Raw genomic sequence first — 23,018 nt, 5'->3', positions numbered from 1 at the left:
CCAGCGTAAACATTTCCGTTACTTCAAGTTTGAGCAGATCCACAACGTGCAGTATGTGGTGCTCTCAGACGGACGTAGGTTCACAGCAATGCAATGCTGGATGTTCCAAACCGTGGATACAGCGAACAGCGAAAAGACGATCAATGACTACTTTGCTGTTTCAACGTTCATGGTGACGCCTGACAATGACATCTTGATCCGTGACGTGTACCGCACGCATATTGAAGGTCCAGAGCAAAAGACGCTGATGAAGCAGATGGAGCATCGGTACAAGCCGAAGTTTCAGGCGATTGAGGATAAGACGTTCGGCACCAACTTGATACAGGAGTGCAAGCGTGATGGGATGACCATCCTGCCTGTGAAGGTAGACAAGGACAAGGTTACTCGGGCGTTGCCGATTGCTGCACGTTATGAGTTGGGCAAGGTGTACCACCGAGAGGATGGTGATTGGTTAGATGACTTCGAGGCGGAGCTAATGAGCTTCCCGAAAGGCAAGAATGACGACCAAGTCGATACGGTGTCCATGGCTGGTGAGATCGTACACACGGTCAGTGGACAACAAGAGGTAGCATGGGGCGCCAATCCCGAGTCTATTACAGGCAAGCGAGTGGACTTTGATACAGAGGAAGAATACGACGACGAGGTTAAGCCGTCATTCTGGTGAGGTGAGGTGAGGAAATGGAATACGTACTATTAGCGGTGGTTCTGGGGACCAACGTTTTTTTGTATTTGCAGCACCGTGACAAAGACAAGATCATCAAGGATCTGACCAATCGCCTGACAGCCCGTAACGCTGGTGAGTATGCGATGTACAACAACCAGCAGAAGCCAGCAGAACCGCTGGAGACGCGAAGCCCGATGAGTTGGCATGACGATCCGAACGTGCTGGAGGTTGATGACAAATGAGCACGCTGAACAAGATCAAAAAGGGATTTCAGGGATTGTTCACTGAAAATGGCGCTGAGAAGGACTCGATGAACCCGAATACACCGGAGGAACAAAAGATATACGACACGGTGTACCAGGACTATCAAGTGTTCAAGCAGGAACGACAACAGATGGACGACATCTGGCGTAAGGAGCAACGTTTCTACATGGGCGACCATTGGAAGGGATTACGCTCAGATGCGGTGTCTAAGCTTCGTCCGGATGCGGTGGAGAACATCACCTTCTCACAGATCGAGTCTATTGTCGGCAAGCTGACTGGATGGATGCCTTACCCGAACTTCACGGCTCAGGAAGAGGGAGACGAGGAAAAAGCCCGGGACTTGAACGACTTCATGCCGTTTGAGCTGCGACAGATCAAGTTTAAGCAGAAACACACCCGAGCTGTCCGACGCATGGTCATTCATGGCCCGTTAATATACAAAACTGTCTTTGACCCAACGGTCGAAGGTGGGCGTGGGATGAACCGGTACGAAGGGCGAAACGACATCATTCCAGTTGATTTCGGTACATTCTTCCCGGACCCACGCATTAAAGACTTCATTTACCTCCAGAAGATGGGCGGCATCATCATCAATGTGCCCAAGCCACTGGAGTACTTTAAAGAGCGCTGGCCTAAGCAAGGCAAGAAGGTTCAGCCTGATATTGGCACGCTTGAAACTGATGTGTTCAACATTGACTCAGACGATGGCAACCTGAGCACAGACGCCACACGGCAGCAGATGTCCGGACTCATTGAGTACTGGTATCGTGGACTGCCCAAACAGGTGAGTGCAGAGGATAAGAAGCTGTTCCGCGAAATGGCTGAAGAGAAACTGATGGAAGGTGTTGACCCATCCGAGTATCTGGCAAAGGCTGATGGAAAGATGGAGGGCGTACATTGCATCTACATCACCACATCAGGCGTATTCTTGGAGCACAAGGCGTATGTGTTCGATCACGGTCAATATCCATTCGTAGCCCGTACATTGTACCCATCAGAAGGCAATCCATGGGGCAAGGGCTTCATGCGGGATATGATTAAGCCGCAGATCATGAAGAACAAGTACGCTGAGATTTCAGTCGAGACCATGGCGAAGCAGGGTAACGCAGCCATCATGTATGAGGAAGGTTCAATATCCAAGCCGCGTACGTGGGCTGAACAACGTTCTATGCCGGGTGCAATGCTTCCGGTGGCTACTGGTCGTATGAGCAGTGTGAAGGAGCTGGAAGGCGTCAACGTGCCAAGTACAGTTTTCAACATGCTGAACTACTATGACGAGATGCTGCAGAAGATCCCAGGGCAGTTCGACAGTGCCAATGGGCAGGCAAACAGCAACGTCACCAGTGGTGCACAGGCCAAGGCGCTTATGGCAGCGGCGGGAACACGACTTAATACCGTATCTGACTTGATACAGGACGCGCTAGAAGAGGTGTTCAGCCAGTATGTGGAGTTGATAGCCCAGTTCTATACCACTGAGCGTATCGCCCGTGTGACAGGCCGTACAGTGAAAATGAGTAGGGATAGCATGATATCCAGCGTGCCATCAGATTACATGCCGCCAGACCCAATGGTTGAGGAGATGGGTGCAGGAGACATGCAGCCGCCTGATCCAATGCAAGGCATGGAAATGATGGGTCAGATGGACCCAATGAGCATGATGCCTGAGCCTGTTGAGGTCCAAGAGGAGTTTGTACCGGAGTTCGACATATTAGTGCAGATCGGAGTAGACAAGCCGCAAGACCGGGAGTATTGGTTGCAACTGGCTTTCAACCTACTTCAGACGATGGACCCGATCACTCAGCAGCCAATGATTGATGCCGAGGCTGTCCGGTACGTCATCACCACAGGGCGCATGGAGCCGATGGACGTCATCAAGCGCCGTATTGAAGAAGAGTCAGGCAAGCAACAGCAGTTCATGCAGGCTCAGAAACAAGCACAGGAGGCACAAGCTCAGGTACAGCAGTTGAGCCAAGAGAACCAATCCATGCAACAGACACTACAGCAGTTTAATGGTGAGCAGATGGAGCGTGAACAGCGTGACCGTGAATTTGAGCAAGGTTTGAAACAACAGAAGATGAATCTGGAAGGCGCTAAAGTTGCCCAACAACTGATGCAACCAGGAAGAACAGGCCAAGGGTGAGGGGTGATAATGAATGAAAAACAGTTTTGAAATAAGGGGAACTGAAACTGCGGTTTTCTTATCATCTCGAGAAGGCCTCATTGAATCTGTTATCACTACTAAATCATTGGAGGTATTAAACAACTTCCAAGGAACGTTTAGGGCGGTTTGGAATGAGAATACAAAATCGTACTACGCGATGGGGTATGAACGTGTCTATGGTAAAAAGATTAACATTATGATGCATCGGTACATTGTTTCCTGTACAGATGACTTGGTTGTAGATCATGTGAATCACAACACGTTGGATAATAGAATAGAAAATTTACGTGTTGTAAATCAATCGCAAAATATGCTTAATTTCGACCCGGCAAAACGCAGAACAATTACAGGGATTAGTTGGTACGAGGATAAGAAAAAGTGGAGAGTAAGAATACAAGGAAAACATATTGGATACTTTTCTGAACTCCATGAAGCAGAGAAAAAAGCACTTGAACTTCATATTGTTTGAATCAGGCCCGTTGCAGAGCAGCGCGGGCCTTTTATATCTGCCGCCACCCATAGCGGATTAGGAGGAACTAAGCATGGAAGACATCGACAACATCGCCACCCATAGCGAGACCGTCACAGAACCAGAAACAGCCCACCCACAGGCTGACGATCAACAACAAGCAATGCGTGATGCGTATGAAGCTTTCAACTTACCGTATGGAGACGACGATGACCCAGATCCGGACGATGATCAACACGAGGATGACGCTCCACCCACAGAGCAGGCACTCGAAGCTGACGAACAACCGAAGGGCATCACAGTCAAATACAACGGTCAAGACGTATTCATCCCAGACGAAGAAGTGGCAGTACATGCACGTAAGGGACTGAATTACGAGAAGGTAGAAGGTCGAGCGAAGCAATATGAAACAGCTCTGGATCGCCTTGCAAAACAGCAGGGATATAAAGACCACGCTGATCTATTGGAGAACATCGACCAGATTGAATCCGCAGCACAGCAGAGACAGAAGGACCAATTCGACGAACTGAAGCTAAGTATGCGGGAAGAAGCCATGAATGCAGGCATTGACCCAGATGTGCTTGATCAGTACCTCGATAACCACCCGCTATTACAACAAGCGCGTGAGGTCCTTCAAAGCAAGGAGACAGAGCAGTCCACACGCCAACAGGAGCAGAAACAACAGCAACTGGTGCAAGGCTGGCAGGATCTGTTCAAGAAGTACCCGGAACTGGCACAGGAAGTCACGGAAGATGGAGCCGCAGCACCTTGGCTTACCCAAGAGATGCATGCGCGCATTGAACGTGGTTATGACCCGATTGATGCTTATGAGTTGGTACACCGCGATAAACTGAGCGCCACAGAGCGTAAACGCGCAGAACAGACGGTGTTGAAGAACCAACGCCTGAACAAACGGGCACAGGTGGAGACGCAAGCAGCTGGAACACTGGAACCAAGCGCGCCAGCAGAGTTAACTGGTGCATTCGCATTATTCGGACTGGATCCAAAGAATGCTCAAAAATACGCAAAAAACTTTGAATAAACAGGAGGCGTTAAGCCATGGCACAAGGATTCAAATATGTATACAACGATTACGGTAATGACCCCACTCGTATCACAGAGTTTCTGATGACCAACGATGAAGCTGGTTTTGCTGGTGAGGCTGTGAAGTTGGTGGCAGGACGCTGGACAAAAGCTGGTGCGACTGATCCGATTGCCGGATTCTTGACCGCAAATGTAGAAGCAGGCACGGACAAGGAGACTGAGGTTATCTTGGCTCGAGAGGGTGACTGGTATGACGCACCATACAGCGGAACAGCAGCAGGCGGATTCACACCAGGAGCAGCCGGAATTGCATTGGCAGCTGATGGATTGTCTGCAAACTCGGCCACCGTAACAGGCGGTCCTTTGTCTGTAATGGCGATTAACACAAATAAAAAGACAGCACGGTTCAAAGTTAAGAACCGCCAGTTGTCGTAATCGAGAGGGGAGCATAACACATGCAAACAAAACTTCAATGGGACGCACGAGTCCTCGAACCGATTTTCAAGGAGCTTTACTCGCTCGAAACCAAGGATAAAAAAGACTATATTCCGCTGATGTATAACGTTAGTAACTCCGATAAAGACCGCGAATCGTATGAAGGTGTTGGCGCTGAGGGCCTTATGGAAGAATGGGGCCACTCGAACAACCAAGTCTTCTATGAGGACGTTGAAGAGTTATGGCAAAAGGTTATTCGTAACCGCAAGTTCTCTGATGGTCGTATCATTGAACGCGACTTTATTGATGACTTGAAACTTACGGAGATCAAGACACGTATCATGGGTCTGGCTGATGCAGTGTATAAAACACAGCAATTACAGGCAGTAGAATTCCTGAACAACGCATTTGTTACACAGGGTCCGAACTTCCGTGGTCGTATTGAGCGTTATACATTACCTGATGGTAAAGCTTTGTGTGCTGCAGATCACCCATATAGCCCGCAAAATAGCACAGACGTACAATCTAATCTTGGTGACAAACCATTGAATTTGGATTCTTGGGATGAAACAGCCGTACTCATGCAAGAATGGAAAGACGATCGAGGAAATCCGTTGGCTGTAATTCCTGATACTGTGATTGTTGCACCGTACAATGCGCGTGCCGCGTTCAAGATTGCAGGTCTACCAGATGCGGATCTGCCGAAGTACGAGCCAGGCAGCAACCATTTTGACGCGAACATGTACATGGGTAACATCAAAGTCATCGTCAATCCGTATATCAACCCAGCACAACGTAAGAACTGGTTTGCCGTTGACTCAGCGCGGATGAAACGCTTCAACCACTGGCAGTGGAGACGTAAACCGGAGAATGGTTCGATCACTGACTTTGATACAGAAGTAGCTAAACACAAAGTTGTAGGACGTTGGGGTTATGGTCAAACCAACTATTCCTTCCTCTTTGGACATAACGTACAAGACTAAGAGGGCGCATATTGCCCCTCTTTTTCTTTTGGAGGTAATCACATGTTTCGTGATGAACTGGACGCACTCAATGCGATCTATAAAGAACAGCAGCGAACCAACGAACTGCTGGAAAAATTGATTGGAGGGAACACAGATGCCACTGAATCACAGCAGACAGCCGGACTTCTTACAGATCATCCCCGCAGCCGAAGCGCCAAGCCTGCCCGAAAAGCGGGAGCCTAACTACACAGTCTTCGTAGATGCCAACGGTGGGCCTATCGACATTGGTGGAGGCGGTGGAGGTACCATCACATCAAACAGCATCACCGATGCCACAGCTACAGGTAAAAGCGTACTGACAGCCGCTAACCAAGCCGCAGCCAGGACTGCCCTTGGTGCTGGCACATCGAACTTAGCTATCGGCACCACAGCTTCCACAGCCGCAGCAGGCAACCACGTACATCCTGCAACAACAATTACAGCCACAGCGATTGCGCCGGGCACAGCAACGAACGTACAAGCTATCCTCGCTGAACTGGCGGCCCGTATCACAGCTTTAGAGAACGCGTAAGGTAAATATGAAGGAGTGGTGAGAAATGCTCTTAAAAGACGTTGTGGAGGAGATTACGGAGAAGTCGCCTAATTTCCTCTCTCCCGCTTCCATTGTTCGCAAGGTGTCGCAAGTGCGTGACAGGCTTGTCCGTAACTTCGGATCGGCTCAACAGCAATCGAACGTCATCTGTACTGCAATCGACTTGGTGAAGGATAAGGCGCTCTATGTGCTTCCGTGTCCTCCGGGTAGTGTTGTAGACGTAGATGTGAAGATGGAATCCTTCCACAACGATAACGATGGCTGGAGACGCATTCCGTTGCGGCAATTCAATGAGAGGCTAAAGGAGAAACCGTATTACTATTTTTCCGGTGATCGTATCGGTATCGTGCCCAACCCGGAGGTAGACACTCCAGAGGGTATCAAAATATTCCATGCTGAAGTACTACGGGAACTGGCTTTAGCGGACATGGATGGCCCTACTGGATTTGATCCGGACTTTGACATGGTACTCGTATACGGTGTGCTGAAAGAAATCACCAGCGGGAAAGAGTCGGAGGAATTCGATTATAAGTACCGTCAGGTGTTGAACGAATATGAAACAGCAAACAACGGGTACGAACGGTATTCCGTTACAGAGAGGTGGTAAGGCATGAGTAGATTCCCATGGCGGAATACAAGTGAAGATATCACGGCAGAAGCCCAGTCACAGTGGGAAACGCCAGCTGGTGCGCAGGAAAAGGCAAATGCAGCAGAACAAGCTGCAAAAGATTACTCTGATGTAAACTTGAACGCACATATTGGCACTGGTGGTGCAGCTCATGCCATTGTGGTTGCTGGTGGCGCGGCTGGATTCATGACTGGTGCAGATAAAACTAAACTTGATGGTGTGGCTCCAGGAGCAAACAATTATATTCACCCTGCTACACATCCACCATCCATTATCGCTCAGGACTCGGGCAACCGGTTCGTGACAGACGCTGAAAAAGCGGATTGGAATAGCAAAGCCACCGGAGCCTTGGCGACACCATCAACGGATGGACTTATGGCAGCAGCGGACAAGGGGAAACTGGACGGGGTACAGGCAGGCGCTGAAGCTAACCAGAACGCTTTCGCCGGAGTAAACAATGTACTGGCTACAAACAAAACAGACACGTTGCAGTTCACTGGCGGAACAGGGATCACCATTACGACGAACCCAGCAAACAAACAGGTGACCGTCACAGCAACAGGGTCTGCGACACCAGGTGCGCATGCTTCTTCACACATCACAGGTGGTACAGACGTTATTCCTAACGCAGTAACCAATGGCAACGCTGGTTTGATGAGTGGCGCGGATGCTCAGTTTGTACGGATTGAAGGTGAAACGAAGGCAGGAGCGCAGAACAAAGCGGATGCGGCGCTGATATCGGCAAATGAATATACGGATGGTGTTACAGCAGAGGTTAGCGCTGAGGTAAATCAAGCTTTGGCAAACGCCACTGCGAACTACATCCGTCAACCAGGATACGCCGCAACATCGGGAACATCATCGGCTTATGTAGTGACACTAGATCCTGTTCCAACAACATTGCCTGATGGGTTTGGGATCACAATTGTGCCGCATATAACAAATGCTGCTGGGCCGACATTGAATATTAACGGTTTAGGTGCGACGCCGCTTAAAAAACAGGATGGCACAGCCTATGCTGCTGGTGATCTGCTTATAGGAAAGCCATACACGTTCCGCAAAGTAGGGACGGATTTTTTAGCAGATAGTGGTGGAGGGGAGGTGGACATTAACGGGCAGCTACAGCAGTCGGTTGTATATGCTGAAGCAATTGCTGCAAACGATCCTATCTATTTGCAATCCGCGGTAGGGGATGCCGTTGACATTGTTCCAGATAAACCCACATCTGCACCAAGAGCTGTTGCATACTCAACAGATGGTGTTTATATGGTTGCTGTACAAAATTCAAGCCCATATATCAATATTTATAAACTTTCAGGCGGAGTGTACACAAAACTGACTAATCCCACAACGTTACCTACGGGTGATTCCTATGGCGTTTCATTTAGCGTGGACGGCACCTACTTAGCTGTTGCACACTCAACGTCACCTTATGTAACAATATACAAGCGTTCAGGGGATACATTCACCAAATTGGCTAACCCATCCAGTTTGCCAACAGGCAATGCAAGAAAGGTGGCGTTTAGTCAAAGCGGTACATATATGGCAGTCGCTCACTTTACAACTCCGTATGTGACCATTTACAAGCGTTCAGGAGATACGTTTACCAAGTTAGCTGACCCATCTGTGTTGCCTGCAGCTTCTGGATATTCCGTTGTTTTTAGTCCTGATGACTCTAAACTAATCGTAGGGCACACTAACGGATCGTTTATTACAATCTACAGTCGCTCAGGTGATGTATTTACGAAAATTAGCGACCCAGGTTCATTGCCAGCATCAGTTGCAACATCTAGTGCTTTTCGTCAAGACGGAAAATACTTAGCACTATCATTTCAGGCCTCTCCTTATTTTATGGTCTATAAAGTTGCGGGAGATGTATTTACTAAAATTAGCGATCCAACCACCTTGCCGCCGGGCTCTGTTGAAACAATATCTTATAGCCGAGACGGCAGTATACTTGCAGTTGCTCATGTTGGCAGTCCGTATATATCTTTTTATCGACAAACGGATGATGTATTGGATAAAATTCTGAATCCTACTACTCTGCCAACTGGGAATGGATTGTGCGTGGCGTTTTCAACAAGCAATATTGCTGTTACTTATACAGCAACGCCTTATATCACAATATACGATTTTAAACTGAAGGCGTATAAGAGCACCAATGCAATTGCTGATGTAAGGCAAGTAGCATCATTGGGATATGCTTTGTCTGCAGGTGTGGCAAACGATTCTAAAGATGCAATCTTAATATGGAGGTAGATACCATGAAATTTTACTTTCAACTGGATTCGGACAATATCATCCGTGATGCCATAACGTACCCGCACGAAGGATACACAGAGGTTGAGTTGGACATGACCCACCTTCCTGCTGGCATAAACGCAGGGTATTACCGCTGGAATGGGACAACATTCGAGATTGACGAATCGTTGAAACCAAAAGACCCCAATGATGTAACACAAGCTATTGAGGAGCTACAGAGAAACCAACAGCTCATGCAACAAGCCATTGACGACCTTGTTATGGGAGGAATGCTGTAATGGGAGCGTATATGGGTCAACGTATCATCGACAAGGCGTATACTTACGACTATGTGTTATCACGCAGGCCAGACCTGAAACCCGGCATTGACACTTATCTGATTGCTGAGGGATACGAACACCTGATTACAGAAGAGGTGTGAACCCATGAACTTATCTGATATCATTTCAGAAGCAAATATGCTGGTGCCCAACGATGTTCCTGTGGCCGACAAAGTCATCTGGCTGAACGCGATCAATCAGGACTTCTTCAATGTGGTCAAGATTCCAAAGGTTGCGCAGTTTGATTGTGTGGCTGGACAGACCGACTACCCACTGCCAGCGGACGTAAGGCAGAAGAATATTGACATGGTGCTGATCGGCCCATCGCAGTACCGCAGTATGGACCGCGAAGACATAACACCGTACCAGAACGCATTTGCATACGACGACACAACCAAAACCATATCGATTTACCCAGCCCCTTATGCTGATCTAAGAGGCTTTTTGCGTTACCATCGAATCGCCACAACAACGTTCCTGTCTACCGCACTCACAGTGTCACCGGATGCGCCCGAGGAGTATCACTGGACGTTTATCCCTGCACTGGCGGCAATGCTTGCAAACAGCCAGGACGACAGCGTGAAGGCATCGAACTACGAGAACCAGTACAAGGCAGCGTGGAATGTGGCGGCGCAGAATTATCAAGCGGGTGCAAGTCAATGAGGCCCGTACAATATAAGACGTCTCAGAATCAGCCACTGGAAGGTATGATGCAGCCGATCCCGATTCGAGAGTTTCGTGGACTGAACACGTTTGATCCGTACTCCATTGAAGACACGTACTTCACTGAGATGCAGAACCTGACAACCGATGACTACCCGGCGATCTCCACAAGGCCGGGTTACGCCATGCAAGGCGTGTTCGGTACCCGTGTTTTGGGCATGGGCGTATGGCGTGGTCAAGAGCTGCATGTCGTGTTCAATGATGGGACATGGAGGAGGTTAATAGGAAACGCTTGGACAACACTTGCCAGTGGCCTGAACACCTCGGCCGAATGGTCATTCACCAACTTTGACGGTAACCTGGGTGGCGTAAATCTAATCGGGTGCAATGGCGTAGATTCGATGCGTAAGTACAACGGCTCTACGGTGTCTGTATTGAGTGGCGCACCGTCGAATGGTAAATACATCACCACGTACCAAAACAGGCTATGGTGCGCCGTAGGGAACGAGCTATGGTCATCTGCGTTGGATCAACCGGAGAACTGGAACGCATTCGCAGGTAACCAGCAGGACAGTTACCGAAAAACGATTGAGTCATCGCACGGTGAGGACATCAACATGCTGTCCGGTAGCCTGTACCGCTTGACCATCGGCATGCCATCATCCATTCATTTGCTTATGGGTGGTCAGCCATCTGACTTCAACAGCCGCGTGGTTACCGACGACGAAGGTGTAGCCAACAATAACGCAGTCACCGCACGTGAAGGTGCACTACGTTTCATGCATAAGTCGGGTATCTACGAATACTCAGCTGCTGCATTGCCGGACAAAGGGTTCAGCGAGGCAATCAAAACATTCTATCCCAATGTCAGCACAGCAAGTGCGTCAGGATCAGACGGGATACGGTTATACTTCAGCACACAAAGCGGAGAAACGCTGGTGTATGATCCGCGCATTGGAACATGGACACGCTGGGTTACACCAGTACCCACTTGCTATGCATCCATCGGACAAGACTTGTACATCGGTACAGCTACGGGTCAAGTGCTGAAGCTGGGTGGCACGGTGGATATCGCAAGCCCAATTGCATGGAAAGCCGTGACCAAACCGTTCACCAATCAATCCATTGCACAGCGGCAACGATGGTTGAAGATGTGGATCATTGCGGAAATGTCCGTTGGTAGTGTGCTGAACATCAGCCTATCCAATCAAAAGTCAGGAGAAAGCTGGGACTTGGTCAGTACGATCACTTCATCGTCTGCGGTATCACAACGGATCATTATACCAGTCCGAAAGTTTGTGTTGGAGAATACAGTCCGGATCAAGCTGGAGGGTACGGGTTACATTCGACTGCACGAGATCACACGTCAGGTGCGGCAACTACCGCTCTATTAAGGAGGTACTATGGGAATTCAAGATGTAGCACCAGCATTCCGAAACCCTCCAACGTTTCAGGATTTTGGGGGAGTGAACGCTTATCTGAAAGACAACATCAACAAAATCGCACGTAGCCTACAGGATATCGATTTCATGATCAACGGTACGCTGGACGTGAACAACATCCGAGCTGAGGGGATCGAGGCGCGTAATATTAAGGCGGAGTCGATCACCACCGAGAAGTTGCAAGCCGGATCAATCACGACAGAGAAGATCCAAGCAGGCGCAGTGGTAGCCGACAAGATCGATGTTGGTGAGCTATCAGCCATCAGCGCGAACCTGGGGCATATCGTAGCTGGGTTGATTGAGTCTGTTGAGATATTCGGAAGTTATATTGCGACGAGACGTAACGCCTTCCCGCGTTGTGAGATGAGCGCTACAGGGAATGTGTTCGCTGCCTATACCGATAGTAATAACTTTATCGCTGTAAACCCGAATTACGCAGGTGTGCCGTCTCTTGACTTCAAGTTGAACGGAGCTGATAGATTAAAGATAAATGTATCTTCCGGCGTACCTGAGATAACGAGTCTAGGAAGTATGGATGTAATGTCTAATGGAGGAGATATAAGAATGTCTCCAACAGGATCAGTTACATTTGATAGCTGGGACAAACTATACAGCATTGGTATAGGCCGCACGCTTGGAGACGAATTAAGAGAAATCTTCGACCGGATCGAAGCGTTAGAGGAAGGAAGTTAACCGGCCCAAAGTTGGGCTCGTTAGATTTTACATTAACGGTCCGCGAAAGCTGTGGTATATTGGTGAAAAATGGTATAAGGGAGATTTGACATGAAAAAATATATTGCTGGATTCCTTGCAGGTGCCGTATTCGTCCTTTCCGCCACAGCTTTTGCAGATGATATTAAGTCATTGGTAGGCAAAAAGATTCAGGGAGAAGCAGCCGTGGAGCTTAATGGACAGGCTTTGGATACTGCAATCATCGTTGATGGCAAAAGCTACGCGCCAGTTCGTGCGATTGGTGAAGCTGCTGGTTATGACGTGAGCATGCAGAACAAGAAGATTATCCTGGACGAGAAGGTGTCTGCGACCACTCCTGGAAAGGGGCAGAGCGTGGAAGAACAAAAGGCAAAGATTGAGGAACGTATTAAGTCTAATAATGAGGCAAGAAAAGTTTACGAAGACAAAATTGTGTACAACGAAAAGATTATTGAAGGGTTAACCACCCAAGCTGAAAAAGAATTTTATCTCGCGGCAATCGAAAGCTACAAATCGAACATTAAAACTTTGGATGAAGGAAACGCGAAACTCGAAGCTCAACTGGCTGCGTTGAAATAATTTTTTGAAACCACTGAACAAACGTAGAATCTTGGGTTACAGTATGTTGAGAGGTACAAAGATAAATTTTTCAGTGATTTGATTTTATCCAAATACTCGTTGGTGGTACACTGCATAATGAATTGAGAAGAGGACCCCTCAGTTTGAGGAGTCCTTTTGTATTAGAAAATCAAATTAGACGTTTAAAATCCTGAATCTCTGGAAATACATTTTAGTATAGAAACAGAATACTGGGGTGCCGATAGAGTCCGTTTTTACATCCATCCGATGTCCGGTTCAAACGTAGGGTCGGAAAGTTTGAGAAAAATCTTCAAATCTTCGAATCCTTTTCCCTTGCGGATTCCTGGCTTGAGGGGTTGCTAAAGCACGCTGTGTCCCACTTTACAAACACAATATGTTGGGTTAGTGTGATTTATGAAGTTAGAAAATCCCAATATGTAGACATGGGAAAGAAGGGTGTAACAAATGCATACACCCTTTAATCAGTATTTTATTCAGCTTTAGCTGGTTTTAAAAAAAAGTATTGACAATACTTTTCTAATTTTCATCTTTCCAAAATGGTCTTTCTATTCCATACCAGGGAACTTGTTGAATCAGATTCTTCAATATAATCTTAGAATCCTCAAGTTTCTTAGCATACATGTTGAGGTTTTTCTGATATTGAGCAAGTGCGACTTGATCGTTTGTGTTTGCAATCATTTCTTGGGCGAACTCAACACTATTCTTATATAGCTCTATATCTTCCTTTACCCGTTTTATTTTTCTGGTGTCGTCAGTCACACCAAGCAGGAAATCTAACGATTCTCCCAAAAGTTCTGGCAGCTTGGCAAGAGTCTCAAGATTTGGTTCTCTTTGTCCATTTTCAATCTTACCGTAACCTTGAGGCGACATCCCTACCATATCGGCCATATCTTTTTGAACGAAACCATACATTTCTCTTAACCATTTTAGGCGTGCGGAAAAAATATCCAAAATAATTCCTCCAAGTTATTGACTATGAAACATAATGGATATATATTATTCATATAGTATCCGAAAAGGGTACTTTGAAAGGATGTGATAAACAGAATGGCTACTCCAAAAACTAAGCTTGAAATGATCCGCAGACAGATGTTCCTCAGTCAGAAGGAAGTTGCTGAACAGTTGGACATGAGTTCGGTGAACTACTCCAAGATAGAGCGTGGAGAGCGTAGGCTTACGGTTGATGTTGCCAAGCAGTTGGTTCAGGTATTCAACCTAAACTACATCGATGACCTGCTGGACGATGCAAAGGCAAGCTGATTAAACTATCCATTTTGTTTCATTGTATCAAATGTAAATCATGAATTACAAGGAGGATTTGCGATGAATATTCGTGTAGAGAGTTGGATGGGGAATGACATTCGTTTTGTAGAGATGACAACAGACGATTGGTGGGCAGTTGCTAAAGACGTAGCCAAAGCACTCGGTTATTCTATTGCGCCTCACATGGTAAGGTTGATTGATACAGACGAGAAGGATGCTATCCACTTAACGGATAGCATAGGCAGAAGACAAAGAATGACTGTGATCTCGGAGACTGGAATATATGAAGCGATCTTTAACAGCGAAAGACAGGAGGCTAGGGAATTCAAGAAGTGGGTCAAATCATTGCTCAAACAATTGCGAAAGAATTCTGGATTGGAAGGATTCCAAATATTCCGCACCCTTGATAAGGATCATCAAAAAGAGGCGATGAAAAGGTTGTGTGATAACCTTAGAGATCCCAAGGTTCCGAATTTTGCCAAAGCAAACACAATCACAAACAAAGCGGTATCTACAAAGTTCGGTCATCCAAAACTAATCAAAAAAGAACAAATGACTCCTGAAATGTTGATCGCAAGACAAGAAATTTTGGATGATACAGTAAACTTGATGACAATGGCAGATAAGTTCAGACTTGATTTCTCCATTTCACAGACCATTTACGGTAAGTATTTGGGCGATGAACAGCGAAATCGTGAAGCTAATTGATTAATTGGATAACAATTTGTGAAAAAGCATTATTTTTAATTATTTTAGTTATCATTATATTTATTGTCTGAAAACTTTGTAGTGACAGCTTCCTGTGATACGATAAATTTGTTCACTGGAGTAGGCGGAATAATTATTAAAAAAAATTGCCACGAAAGTATTACCGCATATTATTGAACCTGTGCTACCATGTATATAACATGAGAGGAGGAACTACGTTGAAATGCATCTCAGAAAAATAAAAAGAGCCGCTTATAAAAGCGACTCGGCTGTGTTGTCACCTATCGACCGCCAAGAAGTTAGGTGACGAAAAATCAAGGGTGTTGCCAAAGTGTACGTTGCATTTTATGTTAGAGCATGAAATGCAACGCATTACATTTTGTCTTGTTGACTATAGTCAACGTTAGTATAACACACACTTTGTATATGCAACACCCTCCAAAAGTGAGGAGAAAGCATGAAAAAAATGGTCTTCACCATGAACGAAGAGAACATTTTCGAAGTTTTAGGAGTTACAAACTCCGAAGGATTAAACAAGCTTCGTGAAAAATTATCTCCTCATGATGTATCTTTAACGGACTTTATTTCTACTATTGATAAGATGATAACAATCTAATTTACATGTACTTCGCATAATGAGAGGACTCCTAATGGGGTCCTTTTTAGTTAGATTCAAAAATGATTAATAAGTACTATCTGTACTTTTAAGTTAGTGCCAAGGTAGGATGCGTTTAGAAGGAGAATTCGCTGTATTTATAAATACGATAAGTATTAAGTCACATTTTATCTGAAGTCGCAATGGTAAATGGTAATTAACTGGAGGATTGTCGAAAAAACTTTAAACCTTAATACAAAACGCAAAATAAAAAGTCCGACAGAATTTGAGTGAAATTTATATCATGTGTTACAGTAGATTTTGAGAGGAGGAAATAACTTGAAAAGTAATTTAGAAAAATGAAAAAAGCCGCTAAAAAAATAGCGACTCTGGTGCGTTACACCTTTCGTCCGCCAAGAAGATAAGGTGTAACATGCTACAAAATTGCGCAACACACTACAAGAGGGTGTTATTTACAAGCATAGTATAGCATAATAACTATATTAGTTAACACCCCGCTCGGGGGAAACAAATGGAAAGAATCACCTTCACCATGACTCAAGAGAGCATATGTGAAGTGTTGGGAGTAACCAACTGGGAGGGTTTGGACAAACTCCTTGACCGTTTATCCCCGCATGACGTAACGCTCGAGGACTTCATATCTACTATTAATAACTTAATCAAGGTTTAACCTAAGGGTGCCCACACGGGTACCCTTTTCTATTACCCAAAGGAGGTGCAACATGGCTTACGAGACAACAGGAACTGTAGTGAAGAAGAAAGATCCTTTTGCTGGCACTGGTGGTGTAACGTCAGCTATTCCAAGCGTCACAGGTACCGTTACAACAAGCAAGTCGCCCATGGCACAAGCTGCCGCAAACGTTAAATCAAACCCTGCTCTCGGTAATGGTGGTGTCAACTATGCCACAGCCAACACAGCAGGGCGACAAGGGATCGCATCGAATCAGGCGCAGATCAAGAACAATGATGCATTCCGTCAGAGTGAAATAGCTCGAACATTGGCAACGATCACGAACCGACAGCAACAGGGGCTGGAGACTGGCGCACAGACGAAGTATCTCAACACGAACCTTGGTTACCAAAGCCCGATGGCACAGGCAGCAGCCAACGTGCAGGCAAGTGGGGTGAAGCCACCTGAGAATCATGCGGTACCGGGTAGTCGTACCGAAGCCACGCTTGGCAAGATCGACAACTTTATAAATAACCAATCACAGTTCCAGTTCAACAGACCTGATGCCTTCTCATATGACCAAAACACTGACCCTGCATACCAAGCGCAGTTGGCTGAAGCGAAAAAGAACGTCATGAACCAGCAGGCGGACACGAATGCAGGGTTACGGGCAACAGGCCAAGGAAAATCTTCCTGGAGCGAAACGGTAGCAAATAACCTTGGCAACAGCGCCATGGAGAGCATCTCCAATAACCTCGTACCACAGCTGATGCAACAGGCGTACCAGCGTTATAACGATGATGCGAATCGGGATCTACAGGTACAGCAAATGAATTATGGTGTGGGTCAGGACGCGATTGGAAACCTCACAAACCAATACGGGCTACAAAATCAGGAGTACTTCCAGAATCCGTTGCAGGAAGCGCAGGTTACTGGAAACTACCTTCCGACTGAAGCGCGAGATGCAATCAATAACCTTCTTAGTCTCAAGGAACAGGCAGAGACGAAAGGGATTACGGCAGAGGATCGATCGGCGCTAAGTAAACAAGCTGACTTTATTCGTAACCAATTGACGGGTATGGGCATAGACGCAAGTCAATATGGTGCTAATGTAAGTCGTTCTACTGCTGCACAAGCTAATCCAGGTATTCGCACATTAGCTGGGCAACAGGTGGATCTGGGCAACAAACAGGCAAATTTAGCCGCAGCTGGCATGTATATGGATGCATCAGGACGTATCATCACACCGCAGAACGATTGGACAGGACTTGCACGTCAGGCGGCTAATCCAAATGCACCACTTAGTCTGGCGGGACAGAACCAAGCATTCAACCAACAACAGGTAGGCGTTGACAATGCATTCCGCGCAGAACAATTTGCATACGCCAAAGCTCGTGATGCAGTGGCAGATAGCCAATGGGGAGCGCAGTTCCAACAAAACGCAGATCAATTCGGCATGAACTACGCAATGGATGAGTTAAAACGTCAGGATGAAAATGCTTATCGCAATGCTATGACGGCGATCAGTCAGGATGAGAACAGTCGTGCTTGGCTGGGACTTGGCAACACGCAACCGGCTGAGTATAGCGGCATGAATGCTAATCAAGTATTGAGTGCATTACAGTCACAATACATCGATCCGACCACAGAGAAATATGCCGCACCGAAAGATTCAACAACCCGAGAACAGATTTATCAGCAAGTCGCTGGATACGGTTTGCCACAGGGGCAAGATGACCAAGTTATGCTGTCCATGGGGCTGACCACGAAAGAGATACAAGAGTTTGATAAGAAATACATCACAACACCAACTCCAACAGGGGCAAACACTGCGGGAAAGTAGCCAGCCCCACATCCAACGGGACTGGTGGGGCGCTAAGTTACAATAATTACTACAAAGCGACCAAGGATGCAGCAGCAAACCCTAATAATTACGCCACGGCCAGCAGTGCAGTAAGTAGTGCACTTAAAGCTGCAGGTAAGCCTGATAGCTGGCTGCAACCTACCCTGGAGTTGGTTGCTCGTGAATCTAGCTTTAACTCGAATGCTAAGAATCCCAAATCTTCTGCAGCGGGGTTATTTCAGTTCCTGGACATGACTCGCAAGAATTACGGTGGCAACTCAGTGAATTGGAATGATCCCTACCAACAAGCTGTTGCGGGCATTAAGTATATAGAAAGTCGTTACGGAGATCCGGTCAAAGCTTTACAACATTGGGATAAAAAGAAATGGTACTAAGGAGGTAGACGCATGGCGACAAGGCTTGAACAATTTTCAGAGGAGCAGCGCAAAAAGGCGCTACAGATTCGGGAATCCGCGCTTAATGGTACGTTAAACCAGAATCAACCAAAAACATATGTCAATCCACGTACAGAAGCTGTTAACAGGTACATTGCCAACCAGAGATCCATGTCTGAATTGAAGTCAACCTTGCCGCCTGCGCTTACTCAACCCGGTTCAGACATTTACATGAATTCGACGTTGGGCAGATCACTTGCAGGTAATCCGCAGGCAATCAATACGTACCAGCAAGCAACAGGCGTTAATCCATCGCCTATCCCGCCACAGCCGAGTCAGTATGAAATAAACAAACAGAAGATAGCAGACAGTGCGTCCAAGAGCAGATTCGCCAACTTTGTATCACCGTTCTCTAACCTGATGAATGATCTCACCTACGGTAATCCCGTGGGTGGTTTCGTTACTCGGGCAGTTGGTACAGGCGGCGGCATGCTGCTTGGTGGTCCGTCAATGGCTCCTGGATCTACAGGCAATGCTACAGCGGATAGAGTGGCCGATATCACAGGTATTGCCGGCGGTGTGCTTGGCGCAGGATTTAATCCATCGGGCGGTGGCAACTTGATCACCGCTCCATGGAAAGCGGCCAACGGATTGATGGCAACACGTGCCGGGAACAGCCTGACGAACGTGGTCGGTGGTGGTATAGGCAAGGTGCTGCCACGCATTAGCCCGAACACCGCAAACAGAGTGGCAGAAACGGCTATCCGTGGCGCTGGTACGGGTGCTGTGAGCAATACAGCTATGGGGTTGATTCAGGGACAAAACAGCAACCAACAGGTACTCACAAACGCTGCTCTCGGTGCTGGTCTGGGCGGAGCTGGTGACTTGCTCATTGCAGGAGCTGGCGCAGGTATCCGGTCGTTACTTTCCAAATCCAAAGGAGCGCGTCTACCGGAAACAACGGGCCAGCCGTTAAGCGAACCAGCTACTCCATCACAGAGATTGGACATCAACGATCCGCCTGTGAGTGCCGCTCAGCGTACACCTGATACATTACCAGCTCAGATGGATGTACCAACACCCGCAGCACGGCAAGCATCCGTTGTGCCTGACACAGTGACACCACAGCAACAACCGATCAAGCCAGTTGATACTGCAACGAATATCAGCCCACAGACGGTGAATCCAAGGACTGAAGCGGTACGCAGGTTCCAGTCAAGCCAACAAGCACCTGCTGCTCCGGACGACTTCCTTAAATCCCGTCCAGGACGTGAAACTTCTGCTCCGATCACACCCGAACCAACACCAACATTGAACCGTGTAGAGCAAGAAGCGGCGCAAGTGGTGGATGCTGTGCAAAAATCACGTGTACGTGACCGTGTGTATGACATGCTGGATTCAGCCGAAAAAGCGGCTCGTGAACGTATCGCCAAGCGCAGGGGTAACCTCAACTCCAATCCACTGCCAGAGTGGGGCGACTACGCCATTATCGGCGCTGCCAAGATGGGTAAAGGGACGATCAAGTTCAGCGACTGGACAGAGGAAATGGTCAAGGATCTGGGCGAACAGTTCCGACCGAGTGCAGAGAAAGTATATCAGCAAGCCAAGGAAGAATTGCGGAGACAGGAACGACTTGCCACCAAAGAAGGCCAGGCGGCAAAGGCGTTTAATGAAAGTGGTACAGGCAATGCGGAGACTTTCAGCGGTAAAGTAAGCAGAGGTAGCCGCAAGAAGAAGACCACATCATTCGAGAAAAAATGGGAACGGGTGCGTACTCAGTTTGTAGATGAGACTGCACCGCTTGAAGGGCTGGAGAAGCGTGTTACAGGCAAGGTGGACAGCGCAGAGAATAGTATCTATAAGATGGCTCGTATGTTTAAGGGGACCCCGGAGAAAGCCAACCAAGTGGTCAAGGATAAACTAGCACCGATCATTAACCAAGCTGAGAAAGCGGGTTACTCTGCTGATGAACTGGGTGACTATGCAGTTGCTGTGCACGCTCGTGATATCAACGCGGCAGAAATGAAATCAGGATTCACCAATGCAGAGATTGCAGCGGTAATCCGGAAGTACGAAAACACCGAACTGGAAGCAGCTCGGCAAGGATTAGTGCAGCTGAACAAAGATATGATGAAGGAACTGGTAGACAGCGGCGTGGTGAGCCAGCAACTTGCTGATGTGCTTGCTGATCGCTGGAAGAACTACATCCCAATGTTCCGGGCTTTTGATGAAACAGCGGAGGGATTCGGTGGCAGTTTGTCACAGGCTCTAGCAAACGTGGCCAGTCCGATCAAGACGCTGAAAGGCTCGGAAAGAAACGTAGATGATCCATTGATTAATATGGTGAAGAACATCTTCCAGAGCACGAATGCAGCTGAACGGAATAAGGTAGCTTCTCAGTTGAAACGCCTGTCTGACATCGATACAGAAGCGAACTTCATCCGGCGTTTGGACCCGGACGAGAAGGTTGGCAGTAAAAACGTGGTCAACGTTAGGGTGAACGGGGAGAACGTTAAGTATGAGGTGGAGCCAGAGGTGTACCGGGCTATGCTTAATCTTGACAAGGAGTCTTCCAACATGCTAATAAACTTCCTGTCCAAGCCAGCAAACTTGCTTCGGTCAGGTGCAACATTGACCCCGGAATTCTCTCTACGTAACCCAATGCGGGACGTTCTACAAGCATTTGTAACAAGTCAAAGTGGATTTACACCATTGGATTTCGTGGCAGGACTTGCACAGACAATCAAGAAAGGCGACCTGTACAAAGGCTGGATTAATGATCTGGGAGGGTACGGAAATGTACTATCAATGGATCGAAACGTCCATAAAAAAGCGCTTGAGTCGGTATTGAAGGAGAAACCAAGCAAGAAATTTGTAAATGTTTTATCGGGTAAATCCTTGATCAATGTGTTGCGTTCAATTACTGATACTACCGAAGCTGCCACAAAGGTTGGTGAGTACCGGGCAGCCCTCCGCAAAGGAACGAGTCCTCAGGAAGCTGCGTATCGATCGCGAGATTTGATGGACTTTGCTCGTGCTGGAGCAAGCGTGCGACAATGGAATAAAGTAACGGCGTTCTTGAATGCGAATATACAAGGTAAGGCTAAATTAATTAGATCAATTAAAGAAAATCCGTTTGGCACAATTACGCGGATGTTTGTAGCTACCACTTTACCTACTATAGCTATTTTCGAAGCCAATAGACGTTTTTCAAGCGAAACACAGAAACAAACCATTTCCGATGCTCCAGACTGGATGAAAGATACATTCTGGTTGATATCTATACCTGGTACAGATATGGTTGCACGTATTCCTAAGCCTTTTGATATCGCCCCATTATTTGCTAATCTACCTGAACGAGTTCTTCAAAAGTATGCTGAAAATGATCCGGATGCCTTGGATGGCTTTTTTAGAAGAACATTAAGTGATTCTGCAATCCCTATTCAAATAACAGGCCTTCTACCATTTATGGAAGGTGTAGCAAACTATTCTTCCTTTAGAGAAGGACCAATCATACCTCAACGTGAGCAAGGATTAGCCTACAAAGATCAATACGACCCTGTTCGGACGACTGAGGTAGCAAAATTGTTGGCAGGCCTAGTGTCGGATGTGACAGGAGGAAAGGGTCCGATGAAAAACTTCTCCTCACCACGGATCATGGACAACACAATTCAGGGACTAACAGCTGGACTCGGAACATACGCAACGTCGGCTATCGATACCATCCTCAAAGGCGTCGGCGCTGTTGACCGTCCGGCAAGCCCAGAGAAACGCCTTGAACAGAAGCCGTTTGCAAAAGCGTTCTTGGTCGATCCGTTGCAATCTACAAAAGGCACAGATAAGCTCTACACCCGTAAGGATAAGCTATCCAAAGAGAAAGCATCAGCCAAACTGAACGGCACTACGTTTGATAAGGCGCTTGAGCTTAAACAACTGGAGAATGCAGCAGACATGATGAGCAAGATCAACAAGCAGATCCGGACCATCGAGGGTGATGTAAATCTGACCGCCAAACAGAAGCGTGATCAGATTGAACCTCTGCTTACACAACGTAATGAAATATCGCGAAACACTATGCAAAAGTAGTTTATTCCCGTGTTAGATGTGGTAAAATAGAGGTACACCACGTAACAGCATACACCCGTTAGGACCCAGGGAAAGCATCCCGGGTCCTTTTACTATTTGAGGTGAAAATATGATCGAAATGGATGAGGACGAGTATCAGGAGTCGGTCGTATCAGATGACACCCTGCACCTCGTATCAATATTCTGTGGACCAGAAGTAAGAGATAAACTGCTCTAT

At 47.1% G+C, this 23,018-nt stretch carries 24 protein-coding genes; 23 read left to right on the top strand and 1 reads right to left on the bottom strand.

Features of this window, described 5'->3' with window-relative positions; all coding sequences use genetic code 11:
• The first annotated feature begins 88 nt into the window (after positions 1–88).
• The 17 genes from terL (at position 89) to J2Z28_RS01915 (ending at position 13,199) form a co-directional block, all read left to right on the top strand.
• Complete coding sequence (gene terL, locus J2Z28_RS31010; RefSeq protein ID WP_342357461.1) at positions 89–664, top strand: phage terminase large subunit; 576 nt, start codon at positions 89–91, stop codon at positions 662–664.
• A gap of 14 nt (positions 665–678) precedes the next feature.
• Positions 679–906: a hypothetical protein gene (locus J2Z28_RS01990; RefSeq protein ID WP_211080974.1), complete on the top strand. Its 228-nt coding sequence runs from the start codon at positions 679–681 to the stop codon at positions 904–906.
• Entirely contained in the window at positions 903–3,068 is a 2,166-nt protein-coding gene (locus J2Z28_RS01985; RefSeq protein WP_211080973.1) for a portal protein, read from the top strand. Before J2Z28_RS01990 ends, J2Z28_RS01985 begins: the two co-directional genes overlap by 4 nt.
• A gap of 13 nt (positions 3,069–3,081) precedes the next feature.
• Positions 3,082–3,558 (top strand): HNH endonuclease, encoded by a 477-nt coding sequence (locus tag J2Z28_RS01980; protein WP_211080972.1) that lies wholly within the window; start codon positions 3,082–3,084, stop codon positions 3,556–3,558.
• Positions 3,559–3,631: 73 nt separating this feature from the next.
• Positions 3,632–4,600, top strand: coding sequence for a hypothetical protein (locus tag J2Z28_RS01975; protein WP_211080971.1), 969 nt, complete (start codon positions 3,632–3,634; stop codon positions 4,598–4,600).
• A gap of 17 nt (positions 4,601–4,617) precedes the next feature.
• The gene (locus tag J2Z28_RS01970) at positions 4,618–5,037 is read left to right on the top strand and encodes a hypothetical protein (protein WP_211080970.1); all 420 of its coding nucleotides are present in this window, start codon (positions 4,618–4,620) and stop codon (positions 5,035–5,037) included.
• A gap of 20 nt (positions 5,038–5,057) precedes the next feature.
• Complete coding sequence (locus J2Z28_RS01965; protein WP_211080969.1) at positions 5,058–6,020, top strand: Mu-like prophage major head subunit gpT family protein; 963 nt, start codon at positions 5,058–5,060, stop codon at positions 6,018–6,020.
• Positions 6,021–6,062: 42 nt separating this feature from the next.
• The gene (locus J2Z28_RS01960; protein ID WP_211080968.1) at positions 6,063–6,245 is read left to right on the top strand and encodes a hypothetical protein; all 183 of its coding nucleotides are present in this window, start codon (positions 6,063–6,065) and stop codon (positions 6,243–6,245) included.
• Positions 6,157–6,573 (top strand): hypothetical protein, encoded by a 417-nt coding sequence (locus J2Z28_RS01955; protein WP_211080967.1) that lies wholly within the window; start codon positions 6,157–6,159, stop codon positions 6,571–6,573. Before J2Z28_RS01960 ends, J2Z28_RS01955 begins: the two co-directional genes overlap by 89 nt.
• 25 nt (positions 6,574–6,598) lie before the next feature.
• Positions 6,599–7,201 carry a phage adaptor protein gene (locus tag J2Z28_RS01950; RefSeq protein ID WP_211080966.1) on the top strand — a complete coding sequence of 201 codons (603 nt, stop codon included), beginning with the start codon at positions 6,599–6,601 and terminating at the stop codon, positions 7,199–7,201.
• A 3-nt stretch (positions 7,202–7,204) separates the two neighbouring features.
• A complete protein-coding gene (locus J2Z28_RS01945; protein ID WP_211080965.1) occupies positions 7,205–9,481 on the top strand; it encodes a WD40 repeat domain-containing protein in 2,277 nt (758 codons plus the stop codon).
• A 5-nt stretch (positions 9,482–9,486) separates the two neighbouring features.
• The gene (locus J2Z28_RS01940) at positions 9,487–9,762 is read left to right on the top strand and encodes a hypothetical protein (protein ID WP_211080964.1); all 276 of its coding nucleotides are present in this window, start codon (positions 9,487–9,489) and stop codon (positions 9,760–9,762) included.
• Entirely contained in the window at positions 9,762–9,905 is a 144-nt protein-coding gene (locus J2Z28_RS01935; protein ID WP_211080963.1) for a hypothetical protein, read from the top strand. Before J2Z28_RS01940 ends, J2Z28_RS01935 begins: the two co-directional genes overlap by 1 nt.
• Positions 9,906–9,909: 4 nt before the next feature.
• Complete coding sequence (locus J2Z28_RS01930) at positions 9,910–10,467, top strand: phage adaptor protein (RefSeq protein ID WP_211080962.1); 558 nt, start codon at positions 9,910–9,912, stop codon at positions 10,465–10,467.
• Positions 10,464–11,861: a hypothetical protein gene (locus J2Z28_RS01925; RefSeq protein ID WP_211080961.1), complete on the top strand. Its 1,398-nt coding sequence runs from the start codon at positions 10,464–10,466 to the stop codon at positions 11,859–11,861. The genes J2Z28_RS01930 and J2Z28_RS01925 overlap by 4 nt, the downstream gene beginning before the upstream one ends.
• Positions 11,862–11,870: 9 nt before the next feature.
• Positions 11,871–12,602 (top strand): hypothetical protein, encoded by a 732-nt coding sequence (locus tag J2Z28_RS01920; RefSeq protein WP_211080960.1) that lies wholly within the window; start codon positions 11,871–11,873, stop codon positions 12,600–12,602.
• Positions 12,603–12,692: 90 nt separating this feature from the next.
• Positions 12,693–13,199, top strand: coding sequence for a hypothetical protein (locus tag J2Z28_RS01915; RefSeq protein ID WP_211080959.1), 507 nt, complete (start codon positions 12,693–12,695; stop codon positions 13,197–13,199).
• A gap of 537 nt (positions 13,200–13,736) precedes the next feature.
• Here the strand turns inward: J2Z28_RS01915 and J2Z28_RS01910 are convergent.
• The gene (locus J2Z28_RS01910; RefSeq protein ID WP_211080958.1) at positions 13,737–14,171 is read right to left on the bottom strand and encodes a helix-turn-helix domain-containing protein; all 435 of its coding nucleotides are present in this window, start codon (positions 14,169–14,171) and stop codon (positions 13,737–13,739) included.
• A 96-nt stretch (positions 14,172–14,267) separates the two neighbouring features.
• Between J2Z28_RS01910 and J2Z28_RS01905 the strand changes: the two genes are divergently transcribed.
• The 6 genes from J2Z28_RS01905 (at position 14,268) to J2Z28_RS01880 (ending at position 22,801) form a co-directional block, all read left to right on the top strand.
• The gene (locus tag J2Z28_RS01905) at positions 14,268–14,480 is read left to right on the top strand and encodes a helix-turn-helix domain-containing protein (protein WP_211080957.1); all 213 of its coding nucleotides are present in this window, start codon (positions 14,268–14,270) and stop codon (positions 14,478–14,480) included.
• A 63-nt stretch (positions 14,481–14,543) separates the two neighbouring features.
• Positions 14,544–15,191, top strand: a complete 648-nt coding sequence (locus J2Z28_RS01900) for a BRO-N domain-containing protein (RefSeq protein WP_211080956.1) — start codon at positions 14,544–14,546, stop codon at positions 15,189–15,191.
• A gap of 457 nt (positions 15,192–15,648) precedes the next feature.
• Positions 15,649–15,807, top strand: a complete 159-nt coding sequence (locus J2Z28_RS01895) for a hypothetical protein (RefSeq protein ID WP_211080955.1) — start codon at positions 15,649–15,651, stop codon at positions 15,805–15,807.
• A gap of 722 nt (positions 15,808–16,529) precedes the next feature.
• Positions 16,530–18,320, top strand: coding sequence for a hypothetical protein (locus J2Z28_RS01890; RefSeq protein ID WP_211080954.1), 1,791 nt, complete (start codon positions 16,530–16,532; stop codon positions 18,318–18,320).
• Positions 18,272–18,715: an aggregation-promoting factor C-terminal-like domain-containing protein gene (locus tag J2Z28_RS31725; RefSeq protein ID WP_211081039.1), complete on the top strand. Its 444-nt coding sequence runs from the start codon at positions 18,272–18,274 to the stop codon at positions 18,713–18,715. The genes J2Z28_RS01890 and J2Z28_RS31725 overlap by 49 nt, the downstream gene beginning before the upstream one ends.
• A 12-nt stretch (positions 18,716–18,727) precedes the next feature.
• On the top strand, positions 18,728–22,801 hold the full coding sequence (locus J2Z28_RS01880; protein WP_211080953.1) for an LPD38 domain-containing protein: 4,074 nt from the start codon (positions 18,728–18,730) through the stop codon (positions 22,799–22,801).
• Positions 22,802–23,018 lie beyond the last annotated feature (217 nt).

The sequence above is a fragment of the Paenibacillus xylanexedens genome (genome assembly GCF_017874615.1).
Classification (GTDB): domain Bacteria; phylum Bacillota; class Bacilli; order Paenibacillales; family Paenibacillaceae; genus Paenibacillus; species Paenibacillus xylanexedens.
This window is presented reverse-complemented; position numbering and strand designations above follow the sequence as displayed.